Below are 22,243 nucleotides of genomic sequence, written 5' to 3'. Positions count from 1 at the left end.
ACGACATGCTGCTGATGATCGACAACTACGACAGCTTCACCTTCAACCTGGTGCAGTACTTCGCCGAACTCGGCGCCGAGGTGAAGACGGTCCGCAACGACCAGATCAGCCTCGACGAGATCGCGGCGCTCAAGCCCACCCACCTCGTGCTCTCGCCCGGCCCCTGCACGCCCAAGGAAGCCGGCATCTGCGTGCCGGCGATCCAGCGCTTCATCGGCCAGCTGCCCATCCTGGGCGTGTGCCTGGGCCACCAGAGCATCGGTGCCGCGCTTGGTGGGAACATCATCCGCGCCAAGGTGCAGATGCATGGCAAGTCCTCGACCATCACCACCGACGCGCAGGGCGTGTTCAGCGGCCTGCCCGAGCGCTTCGACGTGATCCGCTACCACTCGCTGGCGATCGAGGAAGCGACGATCCCGGCCGAGCTGGAGATCAGCGCGCGCAGCGAGGACGGCGAGATCATGGGCGTGCGCCACCGCGCGCTGGCGGGCACCGCCACGCCGCTGGAGGGCGTGCAGTTCCATCCCGAATCCATCCTGTCCGAGCACGGCCACGCGATGCTCAAGAACTTCCTGGAGTTGGCGCGATGAATGCGAGCACGAATGCGGGCAGGAATGTGGACGCGGCGGTCGTCGACCTGCGCAGCGACACCGTCACCCAGCCCACCGCCGGCATGCGTGCCGCCATGGCGGCGGCGCCGCTGGGCGATGACGTCTTCGGCGACGACCCCAGCGTCAACGCGCTGCAGTCGGCGCTGGCGGAGCGCCTGGGCTTCGAGGCGGCGCTCTTCATGCCCACCGGCACGCAGAGCAATCTGTGCGCGCTGATGGCGCATTGCCAGCGCGGCGACGAGTACATCGTCGGCCAGTTCGCCCACACCTACCGCTGGGAGGGCGGTGGCGCCGCGGTGCTGGGCTCGATCCAGCCGCAGCCGCTGAACCACGCGCCCGACGGCTCGCTGCCGCTGGCCGACATCGAGGCCAACATCAAGCCCGACGACGCGCACTTCGCGCGCACCCGGCTGCTGGCGCTGGAGAACACGATCGGCGGCAAGGTGCTGCCGATGGACTACCTGGCCGCCGCGTCCGGGCTGGCGCGGCGTCACGGCCTGGCCCGTCACCTGGACGGCGCGCGCCTGTTCAACGCGGCCGTCGCCGTGGCGGCCGCCGAGCGCGGCGATCCGTATGCCGCGGCGCGGCGCATCTGCGCGCATTTCGACAGCGTCTCGGTCTGCTTCTCCAAGGGCCTGGGCGCGCCGGTGGGCTCGGTGCTGTGCGGCTCGCGCGAGCTGATCCAGCGCGCGCACCGCTCGCGCAAGATGCTCGGCGGCGGCATGCGCCAGGCCGGCGTGCTCGCGGCGGCGGCGCATCACGCGCTCGACCACCAGGTCACGCGCCTGGCCGAGGACCATGCGCTCGCCAGCCGCCTGGCCGAGGGCCTGCGCGGACTGCCCGGCCTGACGGTCGAGGCGCCGCAGACCAACATCGTGTTCTGCGATGTCGACAAGGACATCGCCGCGGCGCTGGTCGCGCATCTGAAGGCGCAGGGCGTGCTGGCGACGGGCTTGTACAAGCTGCGCTTCGTCACCCACCTGGATGTCGACGCCGCGGGTGTCGACCGCGCGATCGCGGCGGTGCGCCGCTTCTTCAACGCCTGAGCGGGAGGCCACCATGCCCATCACCGACAACGAAGCGCTGACGCGGGTCATCGAGCACCGCGAGATCTTTCACGACGAGATGCTGGCGCTGATGCGCCGCATCATGAGCGGCGAGATCTCGCCGGTGACCGCCGCGGCCATCCTGATCGGCCTGCGCGTGAAGAAGGAGACCATCGGCGAGATCACCGCCGCCGCGCAGGTGATGCGCGAGTTCTCCGTCAAGGTGCCGATCACGCCGGGGCCGCATCTGGTGGACGTCGTCGGCACCGGCGGCGACGGCGCGCATACCTTCAACATCTCGACCTGCTCGATGTTCGTGGCGGCCGCGGCGGGCGCGCAGGTGGCCAAGCACGGCAACCGCAGCGTCTCGTCCAAGACCGGCAGCGCGGATGTGCTGGAGGCGCTCGGCGTGACGCTGTCGCTGCCGCCGCAGGCGGTCGCCGATTGCGTGCGCAACACCGGCATCGGCTTCATGTTCGCGCCCAACCATCACCCGGCGATGAAGAACATCGCGCCGGTGCGCAAGGAACTGGGCGTGCGCACCATCTTCAACATCCTGGGTCCGCTGACCAATCCGGCGGACGCGCCCAACATCCTGATGGGCGTGTTCCATCCGGACCTGGTCGGCATCCAGGTCCGAGTGATGCAGCGCCTGGGCGCGCAGCACGCGGTCGTGGTCTACGGCAAGGACAACATGGACGAGATCTCGCTGGGCGCGGCGACGCTGGTCGGCGAGCTCCGCAACGGCGAGATCCGCGAGTACGAGATCCATCCCGAGGACTTCGGCATGCCCATGGTCGCCAGCCGCAACCTGCGGGTGAGCGGCCCCGAGGAGAGCCGCCGCATCCTGCTGGGCGTGCTCGGCAACGAGCCCGGCGCGGCGCGCGACATCGTGCTGCTCAATGCCGGCGCGACGCTGTACGCGGCCAATGTCGTCGAGTCCATCGCCGACGGCATCGTGAAGGCGCGTGCGGCGATCGAGTCCGGCGCGGCGCGCGCCAAGCTCGATGCGTTCGTCGCCGAGACGCAGCGGCAAGCCGCGGCGCAGTCCTGATCGTGGCGAGGCCGGGCCCGTGCGGGCCCGGGCGTCGACCGCCTCCGGCCCTGGCGCCGGACCTGAAGTGAGAAAGCCATGTCCGACATCCTGGATCGCATCAATGCCGTCAAGCGCGACGAGGTCGCCGCCGCGCAGGCCCGCGTGCCGCTGGCCGCGCTGCGTGCCGAGGCGGAATCGCGCGCCGAGCTCACGCGCGGCTTCGCGCGGGCCTTGCGCGACAAGATCGCCGCCGGCCGCAGCGGCGTGATCGCCGAGGTGAAGAAGGCCAGCCCCAGCAAGGGCGTGCTGCGCGCCGACTTCCGTCCCGCCGACATCGCCCGCAGCTACGAGCGGCACGGCGCGGCCTGCCTGAGCGTGCTCACCGACGCGCCGCATTTCCAGGGCTCGGTCGAGTACCTGCGGCAGGCGCGCGCCGCCTGCGCGCTGCCGGTGCTGCGCAAGGACTTCATGGTCGATCCGTACCAGGTCTACGAGGCGCGCGCGATGGGCGCGGACTGCATCCTGCTGATCGTCGCCAGCCTGGCGGACGGCCAGATGGCGGAGCTGGAGGACTGCGCGCTGGGCCTGGGCCTGGACGTGCTGGTGGAGGTTCACGATGGCGCCGAACTCGAGCGCGCGCTGCGCCTGAAGACGCCGCTGGTGGGCATCAACAACCGCAACCTGAAGACCTTCGAGGTGACGCTGGACACGACGCTGGGGCTGCTGGCGCAGGTGCCGGCCGATCGCCTGCTGGTGACCGAGTCCGGGATCCTGGGTCCCGACGACGTGCAGCGCATGCGCGATGCGCAGGTGCATGCCTTCCTGGTCGGCGAGGCCTTCATGCGCGCGCCCGACCCGGGCGCGGCGCTGTCGGCGCTGTTCGGTTGAGGCCGGCGATGTCCGCGACGCTGCAGGCCATCGACTGGCAGGTCGGCGACGGCTGGCAGCCGCTGATCGATGCCTGGCGCGCGAGCGCCGACGGCCAGCGCATCGAGGCGCTGCTGAAGGAGCGCCTGGCCGCGGGCGCCGCCATCTATCCGCCGGACCCGCTGCGCGCGCTGCGGCTCACGCCGCTGACGCGGGCGACGGTGGTGATCGTCGGCCAGGATCCGTATCACGGGCCGGGGCAGGCGGAAGGGCTGGCGTTCTCGGTGCCGGCGGGGCAGAAGCTGCCGCCGTCGCTGCGCAACATCTTCAAGGAACTGCAGCGCGACCTGGGTCAGCAGCCGGCGATGTGCGGTCACCTGGGCGAATGGGCCCGGTGCGGCGTGCTGCTGCTCAACACCAGCCTGACCGTCGAGGACGGCGCCGCCGCCTCGCATGCGAAGAAGGGCTGGGAGTCGCTCACCGATGCGCTCATCGCCGCGACGGCGCGGGATGCGGCGCCGAAGGTCTTCCTGCTCTGGGGCGCGCATGCGCAGGCCAAGGCGCCGCTGATCGAGGCCGCCGGCAACGGCCACCTCGTGCTGCAGGCCAATCACCCGTCGCCGCTCTCCGCCACGCGCGGGCCGGTGCCGTTCATCGGCTGCGGCCACTTCTCCGCGGCGCGGGACTGGCTCAAGGGCAAGGGCGTCGGCCTGGAGTGGTCGCTGGACTGAAGGACTGCAAAGGGCGCTGGCCCTCCGCAGGCCACCTCTGCGCGCTTCCTCATTTCAATCGGCCATCACTGGTACGTTGGTGGTTATCATCCGCGAGCCCCTAGCGGAGCGATTTGTGCATCAAGGTTAAGTCCAGTGCGCTACCAATTGACGCTTCGCGTTTTTTGGTACTAAACTGGTATTAATCATGAACAGCCACCCCTTGGCGGACGCCTGGTCCGCGCCCTTGCAGCCGCGCTTCACCGCCGTCCGCTACCTCGTGGGGGTGGATGGCGGCGGCACCGGCACTCGGGTCCGGCTGAGCGACGTCCACGGACAACTGCTCGGCCAGGGATGGGCGGGGCCGTCCGCGCTGGGGCAGGGCATCGCCCAGGCCTGGCGTCATATCCAGACGGCGGTCCAGGAGGCCGCGGCCAAGGCCGGCATCGAGCGCCTGCCGCTGGCCGAGGCCGCCATCGGGCTCGGCCTGTCCGGCGCCGGCGTCACCGCGCAGGCGCAGGCCTTCATCGCGCAGCAGCCCGGCTACGCCCACATCGAGCTCGCGAATGACGGCACCACCTCCGTCATCGGCGCCCATGCCGGCCGGCCCGGTGGCGTCATCGCCGCCGGCACCGGCACGGTGGGCGAGGCGCTGCGCGCCGACGGCTCGCTGGTCTGCGTCAGCGGCTGGGGCTGGATCGGCGGGGACGAAGGCAGCGGCGCCTGGCTCGGCATCCAGGCCATGCGTCAGGCGCAGAAGGCCATGGACGGCCGCGCCGAGCCCGGCCCGCTCGCCCAGGCGGTGTGGGGCGCCGCCGGCTGCCAGCACGAGCAGGATCGCGACGCGATCAACGCCTGGGTCGCCCAGGCCGGCCAGCATGCCTACGCGCAGCTGGCGCCGCTGGTCTTCGAGCATGCGGGCGCCGACCCGGCCGCGGCCGCGCTGGTCGCGCAGGCGGTGGCGGAACTCGAGCAGCTCGCGCTCGCGCTGGACCCCTCGCAGCAGCTGCCGCTGTCGCTCGCGGGCAGCGTGGCGCAGCGCCTTGCCGCGCTTTTCTCAGGCAACATTCGGGCCCGTTGCGTGTCGCCCCAGGGCGACTCGGCCGACGGTGCGCTGCGGCTGGTCCGCGGCGCTCTCTCCGACCCCCGTTGAGAAGCAGAGAAGCCCGATGAGCACCAAGCTGCCCTTCCAGTTCAAGCCCGATCCCGCCGCCGCCTCGCCGCTGTACATGCAGCTGGCCCACAAGCTGGCCCAGGCGATCCGCGAAGGGCAGTACCAGGCCGACGAGGCCCTGCCGTCCGAGCGCGTGCTCTCCGAATCCCTGGACCTGTCGCGCGTCACCGCGCGCAAGGCCATCGACCGCCTGGTCGAGCAGGGCCTGATCGTGCGCAAGCGCGGCTCCGGCAACTACATCGCGCCCAAGCTCGAGCAGCCGCTGTCGCGCCTGACCAGCTTCTCCGAGGAGCTCCACCAGCGCGGCTTCAAGCCCAGCAGCCGCTGGCTGACCCGCGGCTTCGCCATGGCGGCGCCGGACGAGCAGCTGTCGCTGGGCCTGACCACCGGCCAGCGCGTCGCGCGGCTGGAGCGCCTGCGCCTGGCCGATGCCGTCGTCATGGCCTATGAGCTGTCGGTGCTGCCCGAGGCGGTGCTGCCCGAGCCGCAGAAGGTCGAGTCCTCGCTGTACGAGCACCTCGCCCGGCATGGCGGCGCGCCGGTGCGCGCGCTGCAGCACATCCGCGCGATCAACGCGGACTCGCGCCTGGCGGGCCTGCTGGAAGTGCCGGTCGGCCAGGCCGTGCTGTTCATCACCCGCGTGGGCTACCTCGACCAGGGACAGGCCGTCGAGCTCACCCATTCCTACTGCCGCAGCGACTACTACGACTTCGTCGCGGAGATGAGGCGAGACGGATGACGACCCAGCACATCGACGGATTCGTACTGACACCTGGCGGCTTCATCCGCGGTGTGCTGGAACATGACAAGGGACGCGTGGTCGGCATCGACGGCAGCGCCGTCCCCGAGCACGAGGCCCGCCACGGCGCGCAGGACCTGCCGCTGATCCTGCCGGGCTTCATCGATACCCACGTCCACGGCGGCGCCGGCCGCGACACGATGGAAGGCGGCGACGCGGCCGCGCGGCTCGCGCAGCTGCATGCGCGGCACGGCACGACCTCGCTGCTGGCGACGACGATGACCGCGCCGCTGGACGAGATCCGCCAGGCGATGCGCGCGCTCGCGCCCACCTGCGTCGAGCGGCCCGCCGGCGGCGCGCGCGTGCTGGGCGTGCACCTCGAAGGGCCCTACATCAACCCCGGCAAGCTCGGCGCGCAGCCGGACTTCGCCAAGGCCGCGTCGATCGACGAGATCCGCGCCCTGCATGCGCTGGCGCCGATCCGCCTGATCACGCTGGCCCCGGAGCTGCCCGGCAACCTCGAGCTGGTGGAGCGACTGAGCGAAGTGGGCTTCCGCATCCAGATCGGCCACACGCTGGGCACCTACGAGGACGGCGTGGCCGCGCTGGCTCGTGGCGCCGGCGGCTTCACCCACCTGTTCAACGCGATGACCGGCCTGCATCACCGCGAGCCCGGCATGGTCGGCGCGGCGCTGGCCCACGCGCGCTACGCCGAGATCATTCCCGACCTGCTGCATGTGCATCCGGGCGCGATCCGCGTCGCGCTGCGCAGCATCCCGCACCTGTTCTGCGTCACCGATTCGACGGCGGCGGCCGGCATGCCCGATGGCGAGTACCGGCTCGGCCGCCATCGCGTCACCAAGTGCCTGGGCGGCGTGCGTCTGCCCGACGGCACGCTGGCCGGCTCGACGCTGACGATGGACCAGGCGCTACGCAATCTGGTGTTGAAGCTCGGCCTGTCGATCGAGGACGCGTCGCGGCGCGTCTCGACGAACGCGGCCGATTACCTGGGTCTGGACGATCGGGGCCGCCTGGCCCCGGGCGCCTGGGCGGACTTTGTCGTGATGGACCGTGGCTTGCAGTTGCACAGCGTGGTCGTCGAAGGAGAAGCGATTGACCTCGCGCATGCTGGATGAGGCGCTGAGCGCGCCGCAGGTGGTGGCCCGTCAACTGGCCGCCGATCAGAACGCCTACGCGGCCCTGGGCGACGCGCTGCGGGAGCAGCCGCCCAGCGCGCTGCTGACGATCGCGCGCGGCAGCTCGGACCACGCGTCGCACTACCTGGCCTACCTGGTCATGGCGCGGCTGGGCCGGCTGGTGACCTCGCTGCCGATGTCGCTGATCACGCTCTATCAGAGCAAGATCGAGAGCAAGGGCCTGGTCTCGCTGGCGTTCTCGCAATCGGGCCAGAGCCCCGACCTGGTGTCACCGACGCAGTACTTCCGCGCCAATGGGGCGCGCACGGTGGCCTTCGTCAATGCTGACGGCTCGCCGCTGGAAGCCGCCGCCGAGCATGTGTTCCGCCTGCATGCGGGCGTCGAGCAGAGCGTGGCCGCGACCAAGAGCTACATCGCGCAGCTGGTGGCCGGGGCGCGCGTCGTCGCCGCGTGGCAGGGCGACGAGGACCTCGCCGCCGCGCTGCAGGCGCTGCCGCAGGCGATGGAGCAGGCCGCCCGGCAGCGCTGGGACGTGGCGGTGGACGCGCTCAAGGGCGCGGACAAGCTCTTCGTCATCGGCCGCGGCACCTCGCTGCCGATCGCGCTGGAGGCGGCGCTGAAGTTCAAGGAGACCTGCGGCATCCAGGCCGAGGCCTTCTCCGGCGCCGAGGTCAAGCACGGCCCGATGGCGCTGGTGGACGAGGGCTACCCGCTGCTGGTGTTCGCGCCGCGCGGCCCGGCGCAGGCCGGCCTGCTCGCGCTGGCCGAGGAAATGCGCGGCCGTGGCGCGCGCGTGCTGCTGGCGGCGCCGGAAGGCACGCCGGGCGCCGAGCTGCCGCTGACCTGCACCGGCAACGAGGACCTCGATCCGATCGCCGCGGTGCAGAGCTTCTATCCGATGGTCGAGGCGCTGGCCCAGGCCCGGGGACTGAACCCCGACCAGCCGCGCCATCTGGCCAAGGTCACCAAGACCCATTGATGTCCCACCCCGCCGTCGACCCGCGGCCCAGGCAGAAGAGAACGACATGAGCGAGACAGCATTCCATCCGGGCCGGTTGGTGATGGTGGACATCCAGGGCAAGCGCCTGGATGCGGCCACCGCCGCCTTCCTGCGCGACAACCGGATCCGCGCGGTCTGCCTGTTCCGCAAGAACCTGGGCACCGAGGCCGAGGTCCGGCAGCTGACCCGGGACCTGCGCGAGGCCATGGGCCCGGACGCGCTGATCGGCCTGGACCAGGAGGGCGGGTCCGTGGTGCGCGCCACCTTCCTGCCGCAGCCGCCGTCGGCGATGGCGCTGGGGGCGGCGGGCGACGAGGGGCTGGCCGAACAGGTCGGCGCCGCCGTCGCGCGCGGGCTGCGCGGCATCGGCATCAACTGGAACTTCGCGCCGGTCACCGACATCAACAACAACCCGGCCAATCCGGTGATCGCCGAGCGCAGCTTCGGCGAGACCGCGGACACCGTCACCCGCCTGGCCGGCGCCTGGATGAAGGGCTCGATGGCCGCGGGCGTGGCCTGCTGCATCAAGCACTTCCCGGGCCATGGCGACACGCATGTCGATTCCCACCTGGACCTGCCGATGGTGGACAAGTCGCGCGCCGAGCTCGACGCGCTCGAGCTCAAGCCCTTCCAGGCGCTGCGCGACCTGGCGCCGTCGATCATGACGGCGCACATCGTCTATCCGAAGATCGATCCGCAGTATCCGGCAACCCTCTCCAGGACGCTGCTGGGCGGCATCCTGCGCGACGAGTACGGCTACGACGGCGTCGTCATCACCGACGCGTTGATGATGAAGGCCATCGCCGAGCGCTACGGCTACGCGAAGGCGGCGGTGCTGGCGATCAACGCCGGCGCCGACATGATCCTGGCGCAGGGCTCGCTGGACGAGCAGGCGCAGGCCATTCGCGCGCTGCAGGACGCGCTCACGCGCGGCGAACTGAGCGTCGAGCGCGGCCGGCAGGCGCAGGCGCGGCTGGACAAGCTGGCGCGCGATTTCCCGGTCCGTTTCGACGACTACCAGGGCGCGCCGCGCGAGGCCGACGACCGGCTGATGCGTCGAGCCTGGGCCGCGGGCCTGAGCGCGCTGCGTGGCGCGATGCCGCCGGCGACCGATGGTCCGACCCGGGTGCTGGTGCAGGACGAAGTGCCGACCGACGGCGTCTCCGAGGCCGGACCGACCGGCGCGCAGGTGCGCGCGCTGTTCGAGGGCTACCGCGACGTCGAGTTCGTCTCGCTCGCCGACATCGCCGCCCTGGACTGGGCGACGGTCCCGGCGGATGGCCGCTTCACCATCGTCGCCTCGACGCACCGGGCGCGCTACGGCGCGCAGGCCGGCAACTGGCGGCCTGACCTGCACCTGGTGCTCTGGAATCCGTTCCAGGCGCTGGATGTCGACGCGCCGACGGTGATCAGCTGGGGCTACGCGGACGGCGCGCTGGCGGCCCTGGGCGACTGGCTGCAAGGCCGCGGCCAGGCCGGCGGCCAGTCGCCGGTGACGCTGAACTGAGCATCGATCCGAGGGCCTCGACATGAGCCAGCCGCAGACTTCCTCCGCGCCCGCGCGATCGCCGATCCGCTGGGTCTCCAGCCTGTACTTCGTGCAGGGCATGCAGTTCTTCGTCGTCATGCTGATCGCCGGCCTGATGTTCAAGAACATGGGCGTGGCCAACGACCAGATCGCGCGCTGGACCGGCCTGCTGGGCCTGGCCTGGGCGTTCAAGCCGTTGTGGAGCCCGTTCCTGGAGCTGGCGCGCAGCAAGAAGCTGATCGTCGTCGCCGGGCAGTTCACCGGCGCGGCCGGCCTGGCGCTGATGGCGGTGGCGCTGCAGCTGCCGATGTGGTTCGCGGCCAGCATCGCGGTGCTGTTCCTGCTCGCGTATGCGTCGGCCACGCACGACATCGCCTGCGACGGCCTGTACATGGCGGCGCTCGACGACAAGCAGCAGGCGGCCTATGCCGGCTGGCAGGGCGCGTTCTTCAACGCGTCGAAGTTCCTGACGCTGGGCGGCCTGCTGGTCCTCGCGGGACATCTGGAGCGCGGCATCGGCGTCATGAACGCGTGGTCGGTGATCTTCGCGCTGCTGTCGGTGCTGCTGTTCGTGCTGGCCAGCTACAACGCGTACGCGCTGCCCGGCGCGCTCAACACCGATCACGGCGACCTCACGGCGGCCGGCGTCTGGCGCACGCTGCGCGAGGTCCTTGCGGACTTCCTCGGCAAGCCGGGCATCTGGCTGATGATCCTGTTCATCGTGATGTTCCGCTTCGCCGAAGGGCAGGTGCAGACCATCGGGCCGCTGTTCCTGATCGAGGCGCGCGACAAGGGCGGCCTGGGCCTGAGCACCGAGCAGGTGGGCGGGATCTACGGCACGGTGGGCACGGCGGCCTTCCTGCTGGGCAGCATCGCCGGGGGTTACTTCACCAGCTGGATGAGCCTGCGCCGCGCGATGCCCTTCCTGATCGTGGCGATGGCGGTGCCCAACGCGACCTTCTACTACCTGGCCGTCACGATGCCGGCGGATCTCTGGCACGTCGGCTTCGCCGTCGCGGTGGAGATGCTGGGCTACGGCTTCGGCTTCGTCGGGATGATCCTGTTCATCATGCAGGCCGTCGCGCCGGGCAAGTACCAGACCGCGCATTACGCGCTGGGCTCGGGCGTGATGCAGCTGGGCTTCATCTTCTCCAAGACCATCAGCGGCGACATCCAGCTCGCGATGGGCTACGAGCATTTCTTCCTGTGGACCATCGCCTGCGGCGCGCCGGCGCTGATCCTGCTGCTGTTCGTGCGCATGCCCGGACGGGCACCCCAGGGGCCGGCGGTCGCGGCGGCGCCGGTGGAGAACGCGACATGAAGGCGATCGCCGCGGGCCTCGTGGCGATGTCGATGGCCGGTGGCGCGCACGCCGCCGACCCGCAATTCTTCTTCGACGACTTCAGCTACCCCGACACCGCCGCGCTGTTCAAGCAGGGCTGGACGGTCCGCAGTGCGCCGGGCCACCCGGGCATTCCCGGCGCTCGTTGGGCGCCCGAGGGCTTGAGCGTCGTCGACGGCCAGCTGCGCCTGCATGGCGTGACCGACGGCACCGGCCCGGGGACGGCGCAGGTGCAGGTGTGCCACCAGCGCAAGTACCTCGCGGGGACCTATGCCGCGCGGATCCGCTTCAGCGACCAGCCGGTGAGCGGCGCCGATGGCGACCCGGTGATCCAGACCTTCTACGCGGTCAGCCCGCTCAGGCACGACTTCGATCCCGAGTTCAGCGAGCTCGACTGGGAGTACCTGCCCAATGGCGGCTGGGGCAGCGACAAGACCCGCATCTACGGCATCACCTGGCAGACGGTGCGCCTCGATCCATGGCTGGCCTTCAACCAGCAGCACGAGGAGTTCGGCCCGCTGGGCGAGCGCGGCCGCGACTGGCACACGCTGGTGATGCAGGTGGCCGACGGCCGCACCCAATGGTTCATCGACGGCCGCAAGATCGACGAACACGGCGGCCGCAACTACCCGGTGGTGCCGATGTCGATCAACTTCAACCTGTGGTTCTCGCCGGGCGGTCCGCTGCCCACGGGCGTCGCGGGCGGCCCGCCGCGGGTGTACGAGCAGGACGTCGACTGGGTCTTCCACGCGAAGGACACCGTCCTGAGCCCGGCCCAGGTGGAGGCGCAGGTGAAGCGCTGGCGCGCCGGCGGCGTCGCGCGGCTCGACCAGGTCCCGCCGGCCACGCCCGCGCTCGAGAGTCGCTGCGACTTCTGAGCGTCTGTTTCCTTCCGATCCTCGTCCCATGAACGCTTCCTCGAAACGCATTGCGTCCGTCGACGCGATGCGCGGCCTGGCCGTCGCCGCGATGCTGCTGGTCAACAACCCCGGCGACTGGGGCCACGTCTACGCGCCGCTGGAGCACGCGGCGTGGAACGGCTGGACGCCGACCGACCTGGTGTTCCCGTTCTTCCTGTTCATCGTGGGCGTCTCCTTGTCGCTGGCCATGGGCGCGCGCATCGAGGCCGGCGACGGTGCGTCCTTGCGCGCCACCGTGGTCCAGCGCGGCTTGCGCATCGTGGCGCTGGGACTGGTGCTGCACGCGCTGGCGTGGTGGCTGATGGACAAGCCGGCGCTGCGCATTCCCGGCGTGCTGCAGCGCATCGGCCTGTGCTTCGCGCTCGCCGGCCTGATCGCGATCCAGTGGCGCGCCGCCGGTCAACGCGTCTGGCTCGCCGCCTTGCTGGCCGGCTATGGCGCCTTGCTGCTGTGGGGCGGTCCGCTCGACAAGGCCGGCAACATCGCCAGCCGTGTCGATGCGTGGCTGCTCGGTCCGCATGGCTACGAGTGGGACCCAGTGACCGGCCTCGGCCATGACCCGGAAGGCCTCGTCGCGACGCTCGGCGCCCTGGGGACGACGTTGCTGGGTTGGCGCTGCGGCGAGGCGCTGCGCGCCGGCGCCCTCCGGCAGCTCGCGGCCGTCGGCCTCATCGCGGCGGCCACGGGCTTCGCGCTCGACGCCATCGGGCTGATGCCGATCAACAAGAATCTCTGGACGCCGTCCTTCGTGTTGTGGACCGGGGGGCTGGCCGCGCTGGTGCTGCTCGCGGCGCATGTGCTGATCGACCGGCTGGGCGCGCCCGCGCTGTTCCGCAGCTTCGGCGTCAACGCGATCGCGGCTTACGCCGGGGCCTGGATCTGCACCGTGTTCCTCGAAGGCTTCGGCTGGATGCGCCCGCTCTACGCGCACGGCTTCGGTTGGCTGGGCGCCTGGCTCGGGCCGCATGCGCAGTCGCTGGGCTTCGCGCTGGCCTTCGTGGGCGTGTGGTGGCTCATCGTGCGCGAGCTCGACCGACGCCGCTGGTACTGGAAGATCTGAGCGGACCGCGCCCGCACAATACCGTTCCATGAGCCCGGAGACCTTCGCCATCCGCATGCCGCCCGACATCCGCTCGGTGCGGGTCGGCGAGCATCCGGTCGTCGTCATCGACGATTTCCTCGCGCATCCGCAGGCCCTGGTCGAGGCAGCCTGCCAGGCCCGCTTCGAGCGCTGCCCGGGCGCTGACGAGCGCAAGGGCTATCCCGGGCTGCGAGCGCCGGTGCCCGCGGCCTATAGCGAAAGCCTGACGGAGCTGCTGGACCCGCTGATCCGGCTGAACTTCGGCGTTCCCGAGGAACTGCCGCTGCGCAAGTCGCCGTGCGCCTTCTCGGTGACGACGGTGGCCCCCGAGGACCTGGGACCGCTGCAGCGGGTGCCGCATTTCGATGCCAGCACGCCGCACTTCATGGCCGTGATGCTCTACCTCTGCGACGAGCGCCATGGCGGCACCGCCTTCTACCGCCACAAGGCCAGCGGCCTGCAGCAGATCACCGCCGATCAGCGCGAACGCTACGGCGACCTGATCTACGCGGAGATGGAGCGCCATCCGGCGCCGCCGCGTTATTTCAGCGACTCGGACGACTGCTTCGAGCTGCTGGGCATGCTGCCGGCGCGATTCAACCGCCTGGTGGCCTACCGGGGCAGCCTGCTGCACTCGGCCATCGTCAACCCCGCCCTGGGGCTCAGCAGCGACCCGCGCCAGGGCCGGCTGACCATCACCACCTTCTACGACTTCTAGCGCGCGAGCGCTGCCCGCCGGCAGAGGAGCCGCTTGCTTGCGCGGCTGTTCGCCTGCTCAGCCGCGCAGCGCAATGAAAAAAGCCCGGCGGCTGCCGGGCTTTCGAGCTGACGCCGTGGCGTCGGTCAGAACTTGGCGCTCACGCCCAGCTTGTAGGTGGTCTCGCCCTTGAAGCTCCATGCCGGGAAGCCCGCGCGCAGCGGATCCTTGATGGCGGTGTTGGAGGCCGCGGCGGCGCCGTACTGGACGTCGTCTTCCTTGGTCAGGTTGATCGCCTCGAACGACAGCCGCAGGTTCTTGGTGATGTTCCAGCCCACGCTGGCGTCCAGCGTGCCGTAGGCATCGTGCATGCGGTTGCCGTACCAGAACGCGCCTTCGCGGATCATGTACTTCGAGCGCCAGTTGTAGGCCAGGCGGGCGAAGTACTGCTCGTTCTCGAAGTAGCCGACCAGGTTCACGTTGTGCTTGGACGACTGCGTGAACAGGCTCAGCCCGTCCAGGTAGCTGCTGGCCGGCGCCGTGCCTTCGGTGAAGGTGTAGTTGCCCTGCGCGCCGAAGCCGTTGCCGAAGGCGTGGTTGGCCTGCAGTTCGATACCGCGGATCTTGCCGCCGCCGGCGTTCTGGAAGCTCTGCACCGTCCAGTTGTCGACGCCGGTCTTGGGATCGACCAGGCCGACCTTCTGGTTCGGCGTGGCGATGGCGACGACGAAGTTGGAGATGTCCTTGATGAAGTAGGTCGCGGACATCATGTTGCCGCGGCCGTAGTAGTACTCCAGGCCGAGGTCAGCCTGGCTCGACTTCATCGGCTTGAGGCCGATGTTGCCGATGGTCCAGGTCTCGTTGCCGTTGCGGTCGTCGTTGTAGCCGGACACCGTCACGCCGAACATGTTGGCGAAGTTCGGGCGCGTGATGGCCTGCGAGGCGGTCGCCCGCAGCACCAGGTCGCTTCTCAGGTCGAAGGCCAGGTTGATGCTGGGCAGCACGTCGTTGTAGGTCGACTTGGTGGACGTGGTGGTCTTGGCCCAGTTCTGGTTACCGGCGTACTGGTCGGCCGGCGTCACGCCGTCGAACAGGTAACCGGTGCTGGTGGCCTTGGTGGAGACGTAGCGCACGCCGAAGTTGCCGCGCATGCCCTTGGTCTCGAACTCGAACATGCCGTAGACCGAGCGGTTCTTCTCGTTCAGCTCGCCATAGCCGGAGCGGTCCTCGACCCAGCCGGAGATGTTCCGGTTGGTGTTGTCCAGCATCGCGCCGATGTTGGCGCGCGGCACCGTCCATCCGCCGACGTTCACCGAGCCGTCGAACAGCCCGGAGGTGGCCACCGGCGTGATCGTCGTGTTCCAGATTGGGCGGTAGCTGCGCTTCTCGAAGGTGTGGTCGGCAAAGCGCACGCCGGTCTTGAAGGCGTTGATCACGCCCCAGTCCAGGTCGAAGGTGGCGTCGAGCTGGCCAAACTTTTCCTTGTCCTTGTTGGGACCGGCGGAGGTGGCCCAGGTTTCCGGCGACATCTGCGCCGGCAGGGAGCCGACGCCCCAGGACTGGTCGTTGCTCGGGTTGACCTTGATCTGCTTGCCGGTGGCGTCGATCGTGCCCTGCCAGTTCGGGCGGGTGAACGGGCCGGCGGCGCCGTCGAAGGCGGCGGTCTGGTAGTTGGTGGTGGCCGAGGTGCCGCCGTCCGCCTTGGTCGTGCCGACGACGAGGTCGAACTTGGCGCTGCCCAGGGTGTAGTGGGCGTCGGCCACGGCGCTTTCCGAATCCATGCTGGCGCCGCGCGCCCAGACCTGGAAGAACTTGTGCGGCAGCGGGTTGGCGGCCGTGGTCGTGCTGTGCAGGCACATGCCGTTCGGGTTGAAGTCCGACTTGACCGCGGTATTGCGCTGGTCGCAATTCTGGTCATGCATCAGGTAGTCGCTGGAGTTGGAGCTGTCGGCATCCAGCTTCAGCTTCAGCAGGTTCAGGCCGACTTCGAAGCCCTCGACCGGGCGCGCCTGCAGGGCGACGTTGAGCGAGGTGCGCTTGCGCTCCTGCACGAAGGCGGTCGGGGCCACGTCGCTGTTCCAGCGGCTGTCGGCTTCGACGCCGCGGCGGATGTAGTCGCCCTTGGACAGGCCGGCGGCGATCAGCGCGCCAAAGGTGCGGCTTGCGTTGCGCCAGCTGTACAGCCCGGAAGCTTCCTTCTCCGAGTCGCTGATGGTGCCGTCGCCGTAGCGCACGCTGCCGAAGACCGTGTTGGCCTTCAGGTCCAGCGGCTTGCGGGTCTTGACGATCACCGTGCCGCCGATGCCGCCTTCGGTCAGGTTGGCCTGCGAGGACTTGTAGACCTCCATGCCGCCGATCATTTCGGCGGGGAGCAGCGAATAGTTGAACGAGCGGTCGATGTCCATCTGGTCATACCAGCCGGTGGACGCGACGGTCTGGCCGTTCAGCGTGGTGTACGTCATCTGCGGGTCGGTGCCGCGGATCGACACCGAGGCGCCCTGGCCGAACGCTCGGCCGACCGAGATGCCGGGGATGCGGCCCAGGGCCTGGCCGACGTCGGAGTCGGGGAGCTTGCCCACGTCCTCGGCGCTCACGGCATCGACAACGGCGCTGGCGTTCTTCTTGATGTTGGCGGCCGACTGCAGCGACGCGCGGATGCCGGTCACCACGACCTGTTCCAGCTGGGTGCCGTCGTCCTTCTTCTGTTCCTGCGCCTGCACGGCGAAGGCCGCGCTCAGCAACGTCAGCGTCACCGCCGCTGCGATAGGGGTCTTGTTGACCTTCATGATGAACTGCTCCTCGAATGGCCTGGAGTTGTTGGCCTTTGATGAAGACTCGGCACCTGAAATCACGACACCCATCGGCGGAGTGGCATGCAGCTGGCGCCCCCGAATACACCTCAATGCAACCAATGCCATGCCACTATAACGAGCGGTAACGCCACTTTGCTACCAGTTTGACGCCGGTGTTTTCCCTGCTGTGGCATCGCCGCGACCCGCATGGACAGCGGTGTCGAGGGTGTCGCGCTCAAGGAGGGCTGCGGGGAGGGCGGGGCCTCGGGGATGAGACCAGTTGGCGTTGAATTGGTATTACTTGTGGTCCGCCCGGTTGGATGTTGCGCTGTGCGCTGCCACGCTTTGGTGGCACCTCCCGATCACATTCCGCGTGGAGAGACCGTGAAGCGTCTTTCGGCTCGGCGAGCGCCAATCGCACGCCAGAGGGGCGCGGGCCAAAAAGTATTTGCGCCAAAAAAGAACGGTGCTATAGTCGTGGGCTCGCCTCGGAGGGGTGGCCGAGTGGTTAAAGGCAGCAGACTGTAAATCTGCCCGCTAACGCGTACGCTGGTTCGAATCCAGCCTCCTCCACCAAGGCGAACAGATGCAAGAGCAACGAAGCGGGTGATCGTCACCCGCTTCGCGGTTCAAGCAGCTGGAATTGGAAAACTCCCGGGCGGGAGTAGTTCAATGGTAGAACCTTAGCCTTCCAAGCTAATGACACGGGTTCGATTCCCGTTTCCCGCTCCATCGGAAGTTGAAGGTGTCGTGTCGAGATATCGACACAGGTTTGCTGATAAGGTCATCAATCCTGTGTCGATGCCCATGTGGCTCAGTGGTAGAGCACTCCCTTGGTAAGGGAGAGGTCACGCGTTCGATCCGCGTCATGGGCACCAACCCTCTTCTCTCGTTTCTTGATCTGATCGCCAGGAGCGCAAGATGGCAAAAGGCAAGTTTGAACGTACCAAGCCGCACGTGAACGTGGGCACGATTGGTCACGTTGACCACGGCAAGACGACGCTGACGGCCGCGATCGCGACCGTGCTGGCGGCCAAGTTCGGCGGCGAAGCCAAGGCCTACGACCAGATCGACGCGGCGCCGGAAGAAAAGGCCCGCGGCATCACGATCAACACCGCGCACGTCGAGTACGAGACGGCCAACCGCCACTACGCGCACGTTGACTGCCCGGGCCACGCTGACTATGTGAAGAACATGATCACGGGCGCGGCGCAGATGGACGGCGCGATCCTGGTGTGCTCGGCCGCTGACGGCCCGATGCCCCAGACCCGCGAGCACATCCTGCTGGCGCGTCAGGTCGGTGTGAAGTACATCATCGTCTTCCTGAACAAGTGCGACATGGTGGACGACGCCGAGCTGCTGGAGCTGGTGGAAATGGAAGTCCGCGAGCTGCTGAGCAAGTACGACTTCCCGGGCGACGACACCCCGATCATCAAGGGTTCGGCCAAGCTGGCGCTGGAAGGTGACAAGGGCGACCTGGGCGAGCAGGCGATCATGCGCCTGGCCGACGCGCTGGACAGCTACATCCCCACGCCTGAGCGCGCGGTGGACGGTGCGTTCCTGCTGCCGGTGGAAGACGTGTTCTCGATCTCGGGCCGTGGCACGGTGGTGACTGGTCGCGTCGAGCGCGGCATCATCAAGGTCGGCGAGGAAATCGAGATCGTGGGCATCCGCGATCTGCAGAAGACCACCGTCACCGGCGTGGAAATGTTCCGCAAGCTGCTGGACCAGGGTCAGGCGGGCGACAACGTGGGCATCCTGCTGCGCGGCACCAAGCGCGAGGACGTCGAGCGCGGCCAAGTGCTGGCCAAGCCGGGCACGATCAAGCCGCACACGCACTTCACTGCTGAGATCTACGTGCTGAGCAAGGAAGAAGGCGGCCGTCACACCCCGTTCTTCAACAACTACCGTCCCCAGTTCTACTTCCGCACGACGGACGTGACTGGTGCCGTGGAGCTGCCGAAGGACAAGGAAATGGTCATGCCGGGCGACAACGTCAGCATCACCGTGAAGCTGATCGCCCCGATCGCCATGGAAGAAGGTCTGCGCTTCGCCATCCGTGAAGGTGGTCGTACCGTCGGCTCGGGCGTCGTGGCCACCATCATCGAGTAATTCAAGTCAAAGGCCACAGGGGCATAGCTCAATTGGCAGAGCGTCGGTCTCCAAAACCGAAGGTTGGGGGTTCGAGACCCTCTGCCCCTGCCAACGATCAGCGATAAGCGAACGTTGGTCCTAGTGGTCGCGCCAAGCCCGCGGGAGTCATCTCGGCGGGCTTTGCTGCTGGTGGGTTCTGCTGGAATGTTCCAGGCGAACAAATGGTCGCGGCGCTGAGCTGCGACGGAAGTGAGTTCAATGTCCAATCCTCAAGTCGAAACCGTCACGACGGGCGCCGACAAGGTCAAGCTGGCTGGCGCCGTGCTGCTGCTGGTGGCCGCGATCGTCGCCTTCTACGCGCTGAGCAAGCAAGGTCCGTGGGTGCAGTGGGGTGCCCTGCTCGCGTTGTTGGCTGCGGCCGTGGGGGCGTTCTTCACGTCGGAGTCCGGCAAGTCGCTGATTGCCTATGGCCAGGACTCGATCAAGGAAGTGGGCAAGGTGGTCTGGCCGACCCGCAAGGAAGCTGGCCAGATGACGTTGTATGTGTTCGCCTTCGTCGTGGTGATGGCGCTCTTCCTGTGGTTCACCGACAAGACGCTGGAGTGGGTTCTGTACGACCTGATCCTGGGTTGGAAGCGCTGAGCGGGAACGGATGGGGACCAAGATGAGCGAAGATCAAAACGTCGTTGCGACCGAGTCGACCGCGCCCGCTGGCCCGGCCAAGCGCTGGTATGTCGTGCACGCCTATTCCGGCATGGAGAAGGCGGTGGAGCGCAACCTGCGTGAGCGCATCGACCGCGCCGGCATGCAGGACAAGTTCGGTCGCATCCTGGTGCCGACCGAGGAAGTCGTCGAGCTGAAGAACGGCAAGAAGGCCGTGACCGAGCGTCGCTTCTTCCCCGGGTACGTGCTGGTCGAGATGGTGATGGACGACGACAGCTGGCATCTGGTCAAGCACACGTCCAAGGTCACCGGTTTCGTCGGTGGCGCGAAGAACCGCCCGGCGCCGATCTCGGAAGCCGAGGTCATGAAGATCGTCAACCAGATGCAAGAGGGCGTCGACAAGCCCAAGCCGAAGGTGGAATGGATCGTCGGCGAGATCGTCCGCGTCAAGGAAGGCCCGTTCACCGACTTCAACGGCAGCATCGAGGAAGTCAACTACGACAAGTCGAAGCTGCGCGTCTCGGTCACGATCTTCGGTCGTGCGACCCCCGTCGAGCTGGACTTCGCCCAGGTCGAGAAGGTCTGATCGGCGGTGAATGGCATGGCGGCTCGGGCCGCCATTCGTCATTCCGCCCAATGAACAAGAGCCCGAAGGTGCTCGACGGCGAAAGCCGGCGCAACCTTCCGTGACCAGTCCGCAACGAGAAGCGGACAAGAGGAGCGAGGGTACGTCCTCCGGACCAGTCCCTCGCGCTAGCACTCAGGCGAAACGGCGTGGCCGTCGTGTCGCCATCAGGAGAAAACATGGCCAAGAAGATTGTCGGCTACATCAAGCTGCAAATCCCGGCTGGCAAGGCGAACCCGTCGCCTCCGGTCGGTCCCGCGCTGGGTCAGCGTGGTCTGAACATCATGGAATTCTGCAAGGCGTTCAACGCCCAGACGCAGAGCTATGAGCCGGGCCTCAAGCTGCCCGTCGTGATCACCGCCTTCGCGGACAAGAGCTTCACCTTCATCATCAAGTCGCCCCCGGCGACCGTGCTGCTGAAGAAGGCTGCCAAGATCGACAAGGGCTCGCAGCGCCCCCATCTGGACAAGGTCGGCAAGCTGACCCGCGCCCAGCTGGAAGAGATCGCCAAGACCAAGCAGAAGGACCTGACGGCCGCCGACATGGATGCCGCTGTCCGTACCATCGCCGGCTCCGCCCGTTCGATGGGCATCATCGTGGAGGGTGTCTGACATGGCCAAGCTGACCAAGCGTCAACAAGCCCTGCAGGGCAAGGTCGAATCGACCAAGCTGTACGCGCTGACCGAGGCGATCAACCTCGTCAAGGAATGCGCCACCGCCAAGTTCGATGAAGCCATCGATGTGTCGATCCAACTCGGCGTCGACGCGAAGAAGTCGGACCAGGTGGTCCGTGGCGCCGTCGTGATGCCCAACGGCATCGGCAAGACCAAGCGCGTCGCCGTGTTCGCCCAAGGCGCCAAGGCTGAAGAAGCCAAGGCCGCCGGCGCCGACGTCGTCGGCATGGAAGACCTGGCTGAGCGCGTCAAGGCGGGCGACATGCCCTTCGACGTCGTGATCGCCTCGCCGGACACGATGCGCATCGTCGGTACCCTGGGTCAGATCCTGGGCCCGCGCGGCCTGATGCCGAACCCGAAGGTCGGCACCGTGACCCCGGACGTCGCCACCGCCGTCAAGAACGCCAAGGCTGGCCAGGTCCAGTTCCGCGTCGACAAGGCCGGCATCATCCACGGCACGATCGGCCGTCGCTCGTTCGACACCGACAAGCTGGAAGGCAACCTGCGCGCGCTGGTCGAAGCCCTGAACAAGGCCAAGCCGGCCTCGAGCAAGGGCATCTACCTGCGCAAGATCGCTGTCTCGTCGACGATGGGCGTTGGCGCCCGCGTGGACGTCGGCACGATCAACGCCGCAGCGGCCGCCTGAGGCTTCATTCAATTGAGGCGTCACGCGAGTCTGGCGTGCGCCGATGAATTGGTGGGCTGGCCGGGGAAACCCGGCCAGGTCATCCAAGACCGCTGGCGAGAGTTCCCGCAGTTCGGGGAGCTCGCTTAATCGGAGGCTCCGGCCTCCAGCCAGCGCAGATGGCGGTCCCGCTGAAAGGATTCGAATCGCGATTCGTCGCGATGGGTTCCTGACAGAAGGTCGCTGATTCCGGTGCCCGAGACGCGATGGACCTCCTTCGCATCGAGGGCGTAATGTGAGGAGTAGACCTTGAGTCTCAATCGCAACGAGAAAGCAGCCGTCGTGTCCGACGTGGCAGCGCAAGCCGCCAAGTCCCAGACGCTGGCGCTGGCTGAGTACCGTGGCCTCACCGTTGAAGCCCTGAACAAGCTGCGCGTCACCGCGCGTGCCCAAGGCGTGTACCTTCATGTCCTGAAGAACACCCTGGCTCGCCGTGCTGTCGCCGGCACCTCGTTCGAGGCTGCAACGGACGCCATGGTCGGCCCGCTGATCTACGGCTTTTCGGAAGACGCTGTCGCGGCTGCCAAAGTCATCGCTGACTTTGCCAAGACCAACGACAAGCTCGTCATCAAGGGTGGTGCCTACGGCGGCAAGGCTCTGGACGTCAACGGCGTGAAGGCGCTGGCGGCTGTCCCGACCAAGGAAGTCCTGCTGTCGCAGATCGCCGGCCTGCTCAAGTCGCCGGTGCAACGCACCGCGGCCGTGCTGGCTGCCCTGGCTCAGCAGAAGGGTGGCGGCGCCGAAGCCGCTACCGAAGAAGCTCCTGCCGCGGCCTGATCGACGCTGCATTCGCGCAATCAAA

Annotated in this window: 21 protein-coding genes and 4 tRNA genes; 24 read left to right on the top strand and 1 reads right to left on the bottom strand. The window is 68.2% G+C overall.

Annotation, left to right across the window (positions count from 1 at the left end):
- Positions 1-5 precede the first annotated feature (5 nt).
- From FHT38_RS20585 to FHT38_RS20520, 14 genes are all read left to right on the top strand, one after another.
- Positions 6-590 (top strand): aminodeoxychorismate/anthranilate synthase component II, encoded by a 585-nt coding sequence (locus FHT38_RS20585; RefSeq protein WP_147240892.1) that lies wholly within the window; start codon positions 6-8, stop codon positions 588-590.
- Positions 587-1,657, top strand: coding sequence for a low-specificity L-threonine aldolase (gene ltaE, locus FHT38_RS20580; RefSeq protein ID WP_183493054.1), 1,071 nt, complete (start codon positions 587-589; stop codon positions 1,655-1,657). Before FHT38_RS20585 ends, ltaE begins: the two co-directional genes overlap by 4 nt.
- A 13-nt stretch (positions 1,658-1,670) precedes the next feature.
- Positions 1,671-2,711 (top strand): anthranilate phosphoribosyltransferase, encoded by a 1,041-nt coding sequence (gene trpD / locus FHT38_RS20575; RefSeq protein ID WP_183493053.1) that lies wholly within the window; start codon positions 1,671-1,673, stop codon positions 2,709-2,711.
- Between the two features lie 78 nt (positions 2,712-2,789).
- Complete coding sequence (gene trpC, locus FHT38_RS20570) at positions 2,790-3,581, top strand: indole-3-glycerol phosphate synthase TrpC (protein WP_183493052.1); 792 nt, start codon at positions 2,790-2,792, stop codon at positions 3,579-3,581.
- Between the two features lie 8 nt (positions 3,582-3,589).
- Positions 3,590-4,291: a uracil-DNA glycosylase gene (locus FHT38_RS20565; protein ID WP_147242386.1), complete on the top strand. Its 702-nt coding sequence runs from the start codon at positions 3,590-3,592 to the stop codon at positions 4,289-4,291.
- 187 nt (positions 4,292-4,478) lie between these two features.
- Complete coding sequence (locus FHT38_RS20560; protein WP_147242518.1) at positions 4,479-5,423, top strand: BadF/BadG/BcrA/BcrD ATPase family protein; 945 nt, start codon at positions 4,479-4,481, stop codon at positions 5,421-5,423.
- Between the two features lie 16 nt (positions 5,424-5,439).
- Positions 5,440-6,183, top strand: a complete 744-nt coding sequence (locus FHT38_RS20555) for a GntR family transcriptional regulator (protein WP_091728146.1) — start codon at positions 5,440-5,442, stop codon at positions 6,181-6,183.
- Complete coding sequence (gene nagA, locus FHT38_RS20550) at positions 6,180-7,319, top strand: N-acetylglucosamine-6-phosphate deacetylase (protein ID WP_183493051.1); 1,140 nt, start codon at positions 6,180-6,182, stop codon at positions 7,317-7,319. The genes FHT38_RS20555 and nagA overlap by 4 nt, the downstream gene beginning before the upstream one ends.
- Positions 7,309-8,319, top strand: a complete 1,011-nt coding sequence (locus FHT38_RS20545) for an SIS domain-containing protein (RefSeq protein ID WP_091731651.1) — start codon at positions 7,309-7,311, stop codon at positions 8,317-8,319. Before nagA ends, FHT38_RS20545 begins: the two co-directional genes overlap by 11 nt.
- A gap of 46 nt (positions 8,320-8,365) precedes the next feature.
- Positions 8,366-9,847 (top strand): beta-N-acetylhexosaminidase, encoded by a 1,482-nt coding sequence (gene nagZ, locus FHT38_RS20540; protein WP_183493050.1) that lies wholly within the window; start codon positions 8,366-8,368, stop codon positions 9,845-9,847.
- A 22-nt stretch (positions 9,848-9,869) separates the two neighbouring features.
- On the top strand, positions 9,870-11,189 hold the full coding sequence (locus tag FHT38_RS20535) for an MFS transporter (protein ID WP_183493049.1): 1,320 nt from the start codon (positions 9,870-9,872) through the stop codon (positions 11,187-11,189).
- Positions 11,186-12,088: a glycoside hydrolase family 16 protein gene (locus FHT38_RS20530; RefSeq protein ID WP_183493048.1), complete on the top strand. Its 903-nt coding sequence runs from the start codon at positions 11,186-11,188 to the stop codon at positions 12,086-12,088. Before FHT38_RS20535 ends, FHT38_RS20530 begins: the two co-directional genes overlap by 4 nt.
- A gap of 28 nt (positions 12,089-12,116) precedes the next feature.
- Positions 12,117-13,190 carry an acyltransferase family protein gene (locus tag FHT38_RS20525; RefSeq protein ID WP_183493047.1) on the top strand — a complete coding sequence of 358 codons (1,074 nt, stop codon included), beginning with the start codon at positions 12,117-12,119 and terminating at the stop codon, positions 13,188-13,190.
- Positions 13,191-13,218: 28 nt separating this feature from the next.
- A complete protein-coding gene (locus tag FHT38_RS20520; protein WP_221213865.1) occupies positions 13,219-13,929 on the top strand; it encodes a DUF6445 family protein in 711 nt (236 codons plus the stop codon).
- 125 nt (positions 13,930-14,054) lie between these two features.
- Here the strand turns inward: FHT38_RS20520 and FHT38_RS20515 are convergent, their stop codons facing one another.
- Positions 14,055-16,694 (bottom strand): TonB-dependent receptor, encoded by a 2,640-nt coding sequence (locus FHT38_RS20515; RefSeq protein ID WP_183493046.1) that lies wholly within the window; start codon positions 16,692-16,694, stop codon positions 14,055-14,057.
- A 496-nt stretch (positions 16,695-17,190) separates the two neighbouring features.
- Here FHT38_RS20515 and FHT38_RS20510 point away from each other — a divergent pair.
- From FHT38_RS20510 to rplJ, 10 genes are all read left to right on the top strand, one after another.
- Positions 17,191-17,276 (top strand) — tRNA-Tyr (locus FHT38_RS20510).
- An 82-nt stretch (positions 17,277-17,358) separates the two neighbouring features.
- Positions 17,359-17,432 (top strand) — tRNA-Gly (locus tag FHT38_RS20505).
- 71 nt (positions 17,433-17,503) lie between these two features.
- Positions 17,504-17,578, top strand: a tRNA-Thr gene (locus FHT38_RS20500).
- 43 nt (positions 17,579-17,621) lie between these two features.
- Positions 17,622-18,812 carry an elongation factor Tu gene (gene tuf / locus FHT38_RS20495; RefSeq protein ID WP_091728089.1) on the top strand — a complete coding sequence of 397 codons (1,191 nt, stop codon included), beginning with the start codon at positions 17,622-17,624 and terminating at the stop codon, positions 18,810-18,812.
- A gap of 17 nt (positions 18,813-18,829) precedes the next feature.
- A tRNA-Trp gene (locus FHT38_RS20490) sits at positions 18,830-18,905 on the top strand.
- 147 nt (positions 18,906-19,052) lie between these two features.
- Positions 19,053-19,436: a preprotein translocase subunit SecE gene (gene secE / locus FHT38_RS20485; protein WP_091728126.1), complete on the top strand. Its 384-nt coding sequence runs from the start codon at positions 19,053-19,055 to the stop codon at positions 19,434-19,436.
- Between the two features lie 22 nt (positions 19,437-19,458).
- On the top strand, positions 19,459-20,043 hold the full coding sequence (nusG, locus tag FHT38_RS20480; RefSeq protein WP_091731642.1) for a transcription termination/antitermination protein NusG: 585 nt from the start codon (positions 19,459-19,461) through the stop codon (positions 20,041-20,043).
- 218 nt (positions 20,044-20,261) lie between these two features.
- Complete coding sequence (gene rplK, locus FHT38_RS20475) at positions 20,262-20,693, top strand: 50S ribosomal protein L11 (protein WP_091728125.1); 432 nt, start codon at positions 20,262-20,264, stop codon at positions 20,691-20,693.
- Position 20,694: 1 nt separating this feature from the next.
- Positions 20,695-21,402, top strand: a complete 708-nt coding sequence (gene rplA, locus FHT38_RS20470; protein ID WP_091728122.1) for a 50S ribosomal protein L1 — start codon at positions 20,695-20,697, stop codon at positions 21,400-21,402.
- A gap of 288 nt (positions 21,403-21,690) precedes the next feature.
- A complete protein-coding gene (gene rplJ, locus FHT38_RS20465) occupies positions 21,691-22,218 on the top strand; it encodes a 50S ribosomal protein L10 (protein ID WP_091728120.1) in 528 nt (175 codons plus the stop codon).
- Positions 22,219-22,243: the final 25 nt, after the last annotated feature.

This window comes from Mitsuaria sp. BK041 (assembly GCF_014193085.1).
Lineage (GTDB): Bacteria > Pseudomonadota > Gammaproteobacteria > Burkholderiales > Burkholderiaceae_C > Roseateles.
This window is presented reverse-complemented; position numbering and strand designations above follow the sequence as displayed.

What these genes read in the sequence shown, in the direction of transcription:
- FHT38_RS20515 (WP_183493046.1), bottom strand. Translation starts at nt 16,694, where the DNA reads ATGAAGGTCAACAAGACCCCTATCGCAGCGGCGGTGACGCTGACGTTG.
- FHT38_RS20560 (WP_147242518.1), top strand. Translation starts at nt 4,479, where the DNA reads ATGAACAGCCACCCCTTGGCGGACGCCTGGTCCGCGCCCTTGCAGCCG.
- nagZ (WP_183493050.1), top strand. Translation starts at nt 8,366, where the DNA reads ATGAGCGAGACAGCATTCCATCCGGGCCGGTTGGTGATGGTGGACATC.
- rplA (WP_091728122.1), top strand. Translation starts at nt 20,695, where the DNA reads ATGGCCAAGCTGACCAAGCGTCAACAAGCCCTGCAGGGCAAGGTCGAA.
- nusG (WP_091731642.1), top strand. Translation starts at nt 19,459, where the DNA reads ATGAGCGAAGATCAAAACGTCGTTGCGACCGAGTCGACCGCGCCCGCT.
- ltaE (WP_183493054.1), top strand. Translation starts at nt 587, where the DNA reads ATGAATGCGAGCACGAATGCGGGCAGGAATGTGGACGCGGCGGTCGTC.
- FHT38_RS20520 (WP_221213865.1), top strand. Translation starts at nt 13,219, where the DNA reads ATGAGCCCGGAGACCTTCGCCATCCGCATGCCGCCCGACATCCGCTCG.
- FHT38_RS20525 (WP_183493047.1), top strand. Translation starts at nt 12,117, where the DNA reads ATGAACGCTTCCTCGAAACGCATTGCGTCCGTCGACGCGATGCGCGGC.
- FHT38_RS20555 (WP_091728146.1), top strand. Translation starts at nt 5,440, where the DNA reads ATGAGCACCAAGCTGCCCTTCCAGTTCAAGCCCGATCCCGCCGCCGCC.
- secE (WP_091728126.1), top strand. Translation starts at nt 19,053, where the DNA reads ATGTCCAATCCTCAAGTCGAAACCGTCACGACGGGCGCCGACAAGGTC.
- FHT38_RS20545 (WP_091731651.1), top strand. Translation starts at nt 7,309, where the DNA reads ATGCTGGATGAGGCGCTGAGCGCGCCGCAGGTGGTGGCCCGTCAACTG.
- FHT38_RS20565 (WP_147242386.1), top strand. Translation starts at nt 3,590, where the DNA reads ATGTCCGCGACGCTGCAGGCCATCGACTGGCAGGTCGGCGACGGCTGG.
- rplK (WP_091728125.1), top strand. Translation starts at nt 20,262, where the DNA reads ATGGCCAAGAAGATTGTCGGCTACATCAAGCTGCAAATCCCGGCTGGC.
- nagA (WP_183493051.1), top strand. Translation starts at nt 6,180, where the DNA reads ATGACGACCCAGCACATCGACGGATTCGTACTGACACCTGGCGGCTTC.
- trpD (WP_183493053.1), top strand. Translation starts at nt 1,671, where the DNA reads ATGCCCATCACCGACAACGAAGCGCTGACGCGGGTCATCGAGCACCGC.
- tuf (WP_091728089.1), top strand. Translation starts at nt 17,622, where the DNA reads ATGGCAAAAGGCAAGTTTGAACGTACCAAGCCGCACGTGAACGTGGGC.
- FHT38_RS20535 (WP_183493049.1), top strand. Translation starts at nt 9,870, where the DNA reads ATGAGCCAGCCGCAGACTTCCTCCGCGCCCGCGCGATCGCCGATCCGC.
- FHT38_RS20530 (WP_183493048.1), top strand. Translation starts at nt 11,186, where the DNA reads ATGAAGGCGATCGCCGCGGGCCTCGTGGCGATGTCGATGGCCGGTGGC.
- trpC (WP_183493052.1), top strand. Translation starts at nt 2,790, where the DNA reads ATGTCCGACATCCTGGATCGCATCAATGCCGTCAAGCGCGACGAGGTC.
- FHT38_RS20585 (WP_147240892.1), top strand. Translation starts at nt 6, where the DNA reads ATGCTGCTGATGATCGACAACTACGACAGCTTCACCTTCAACCTGGTG.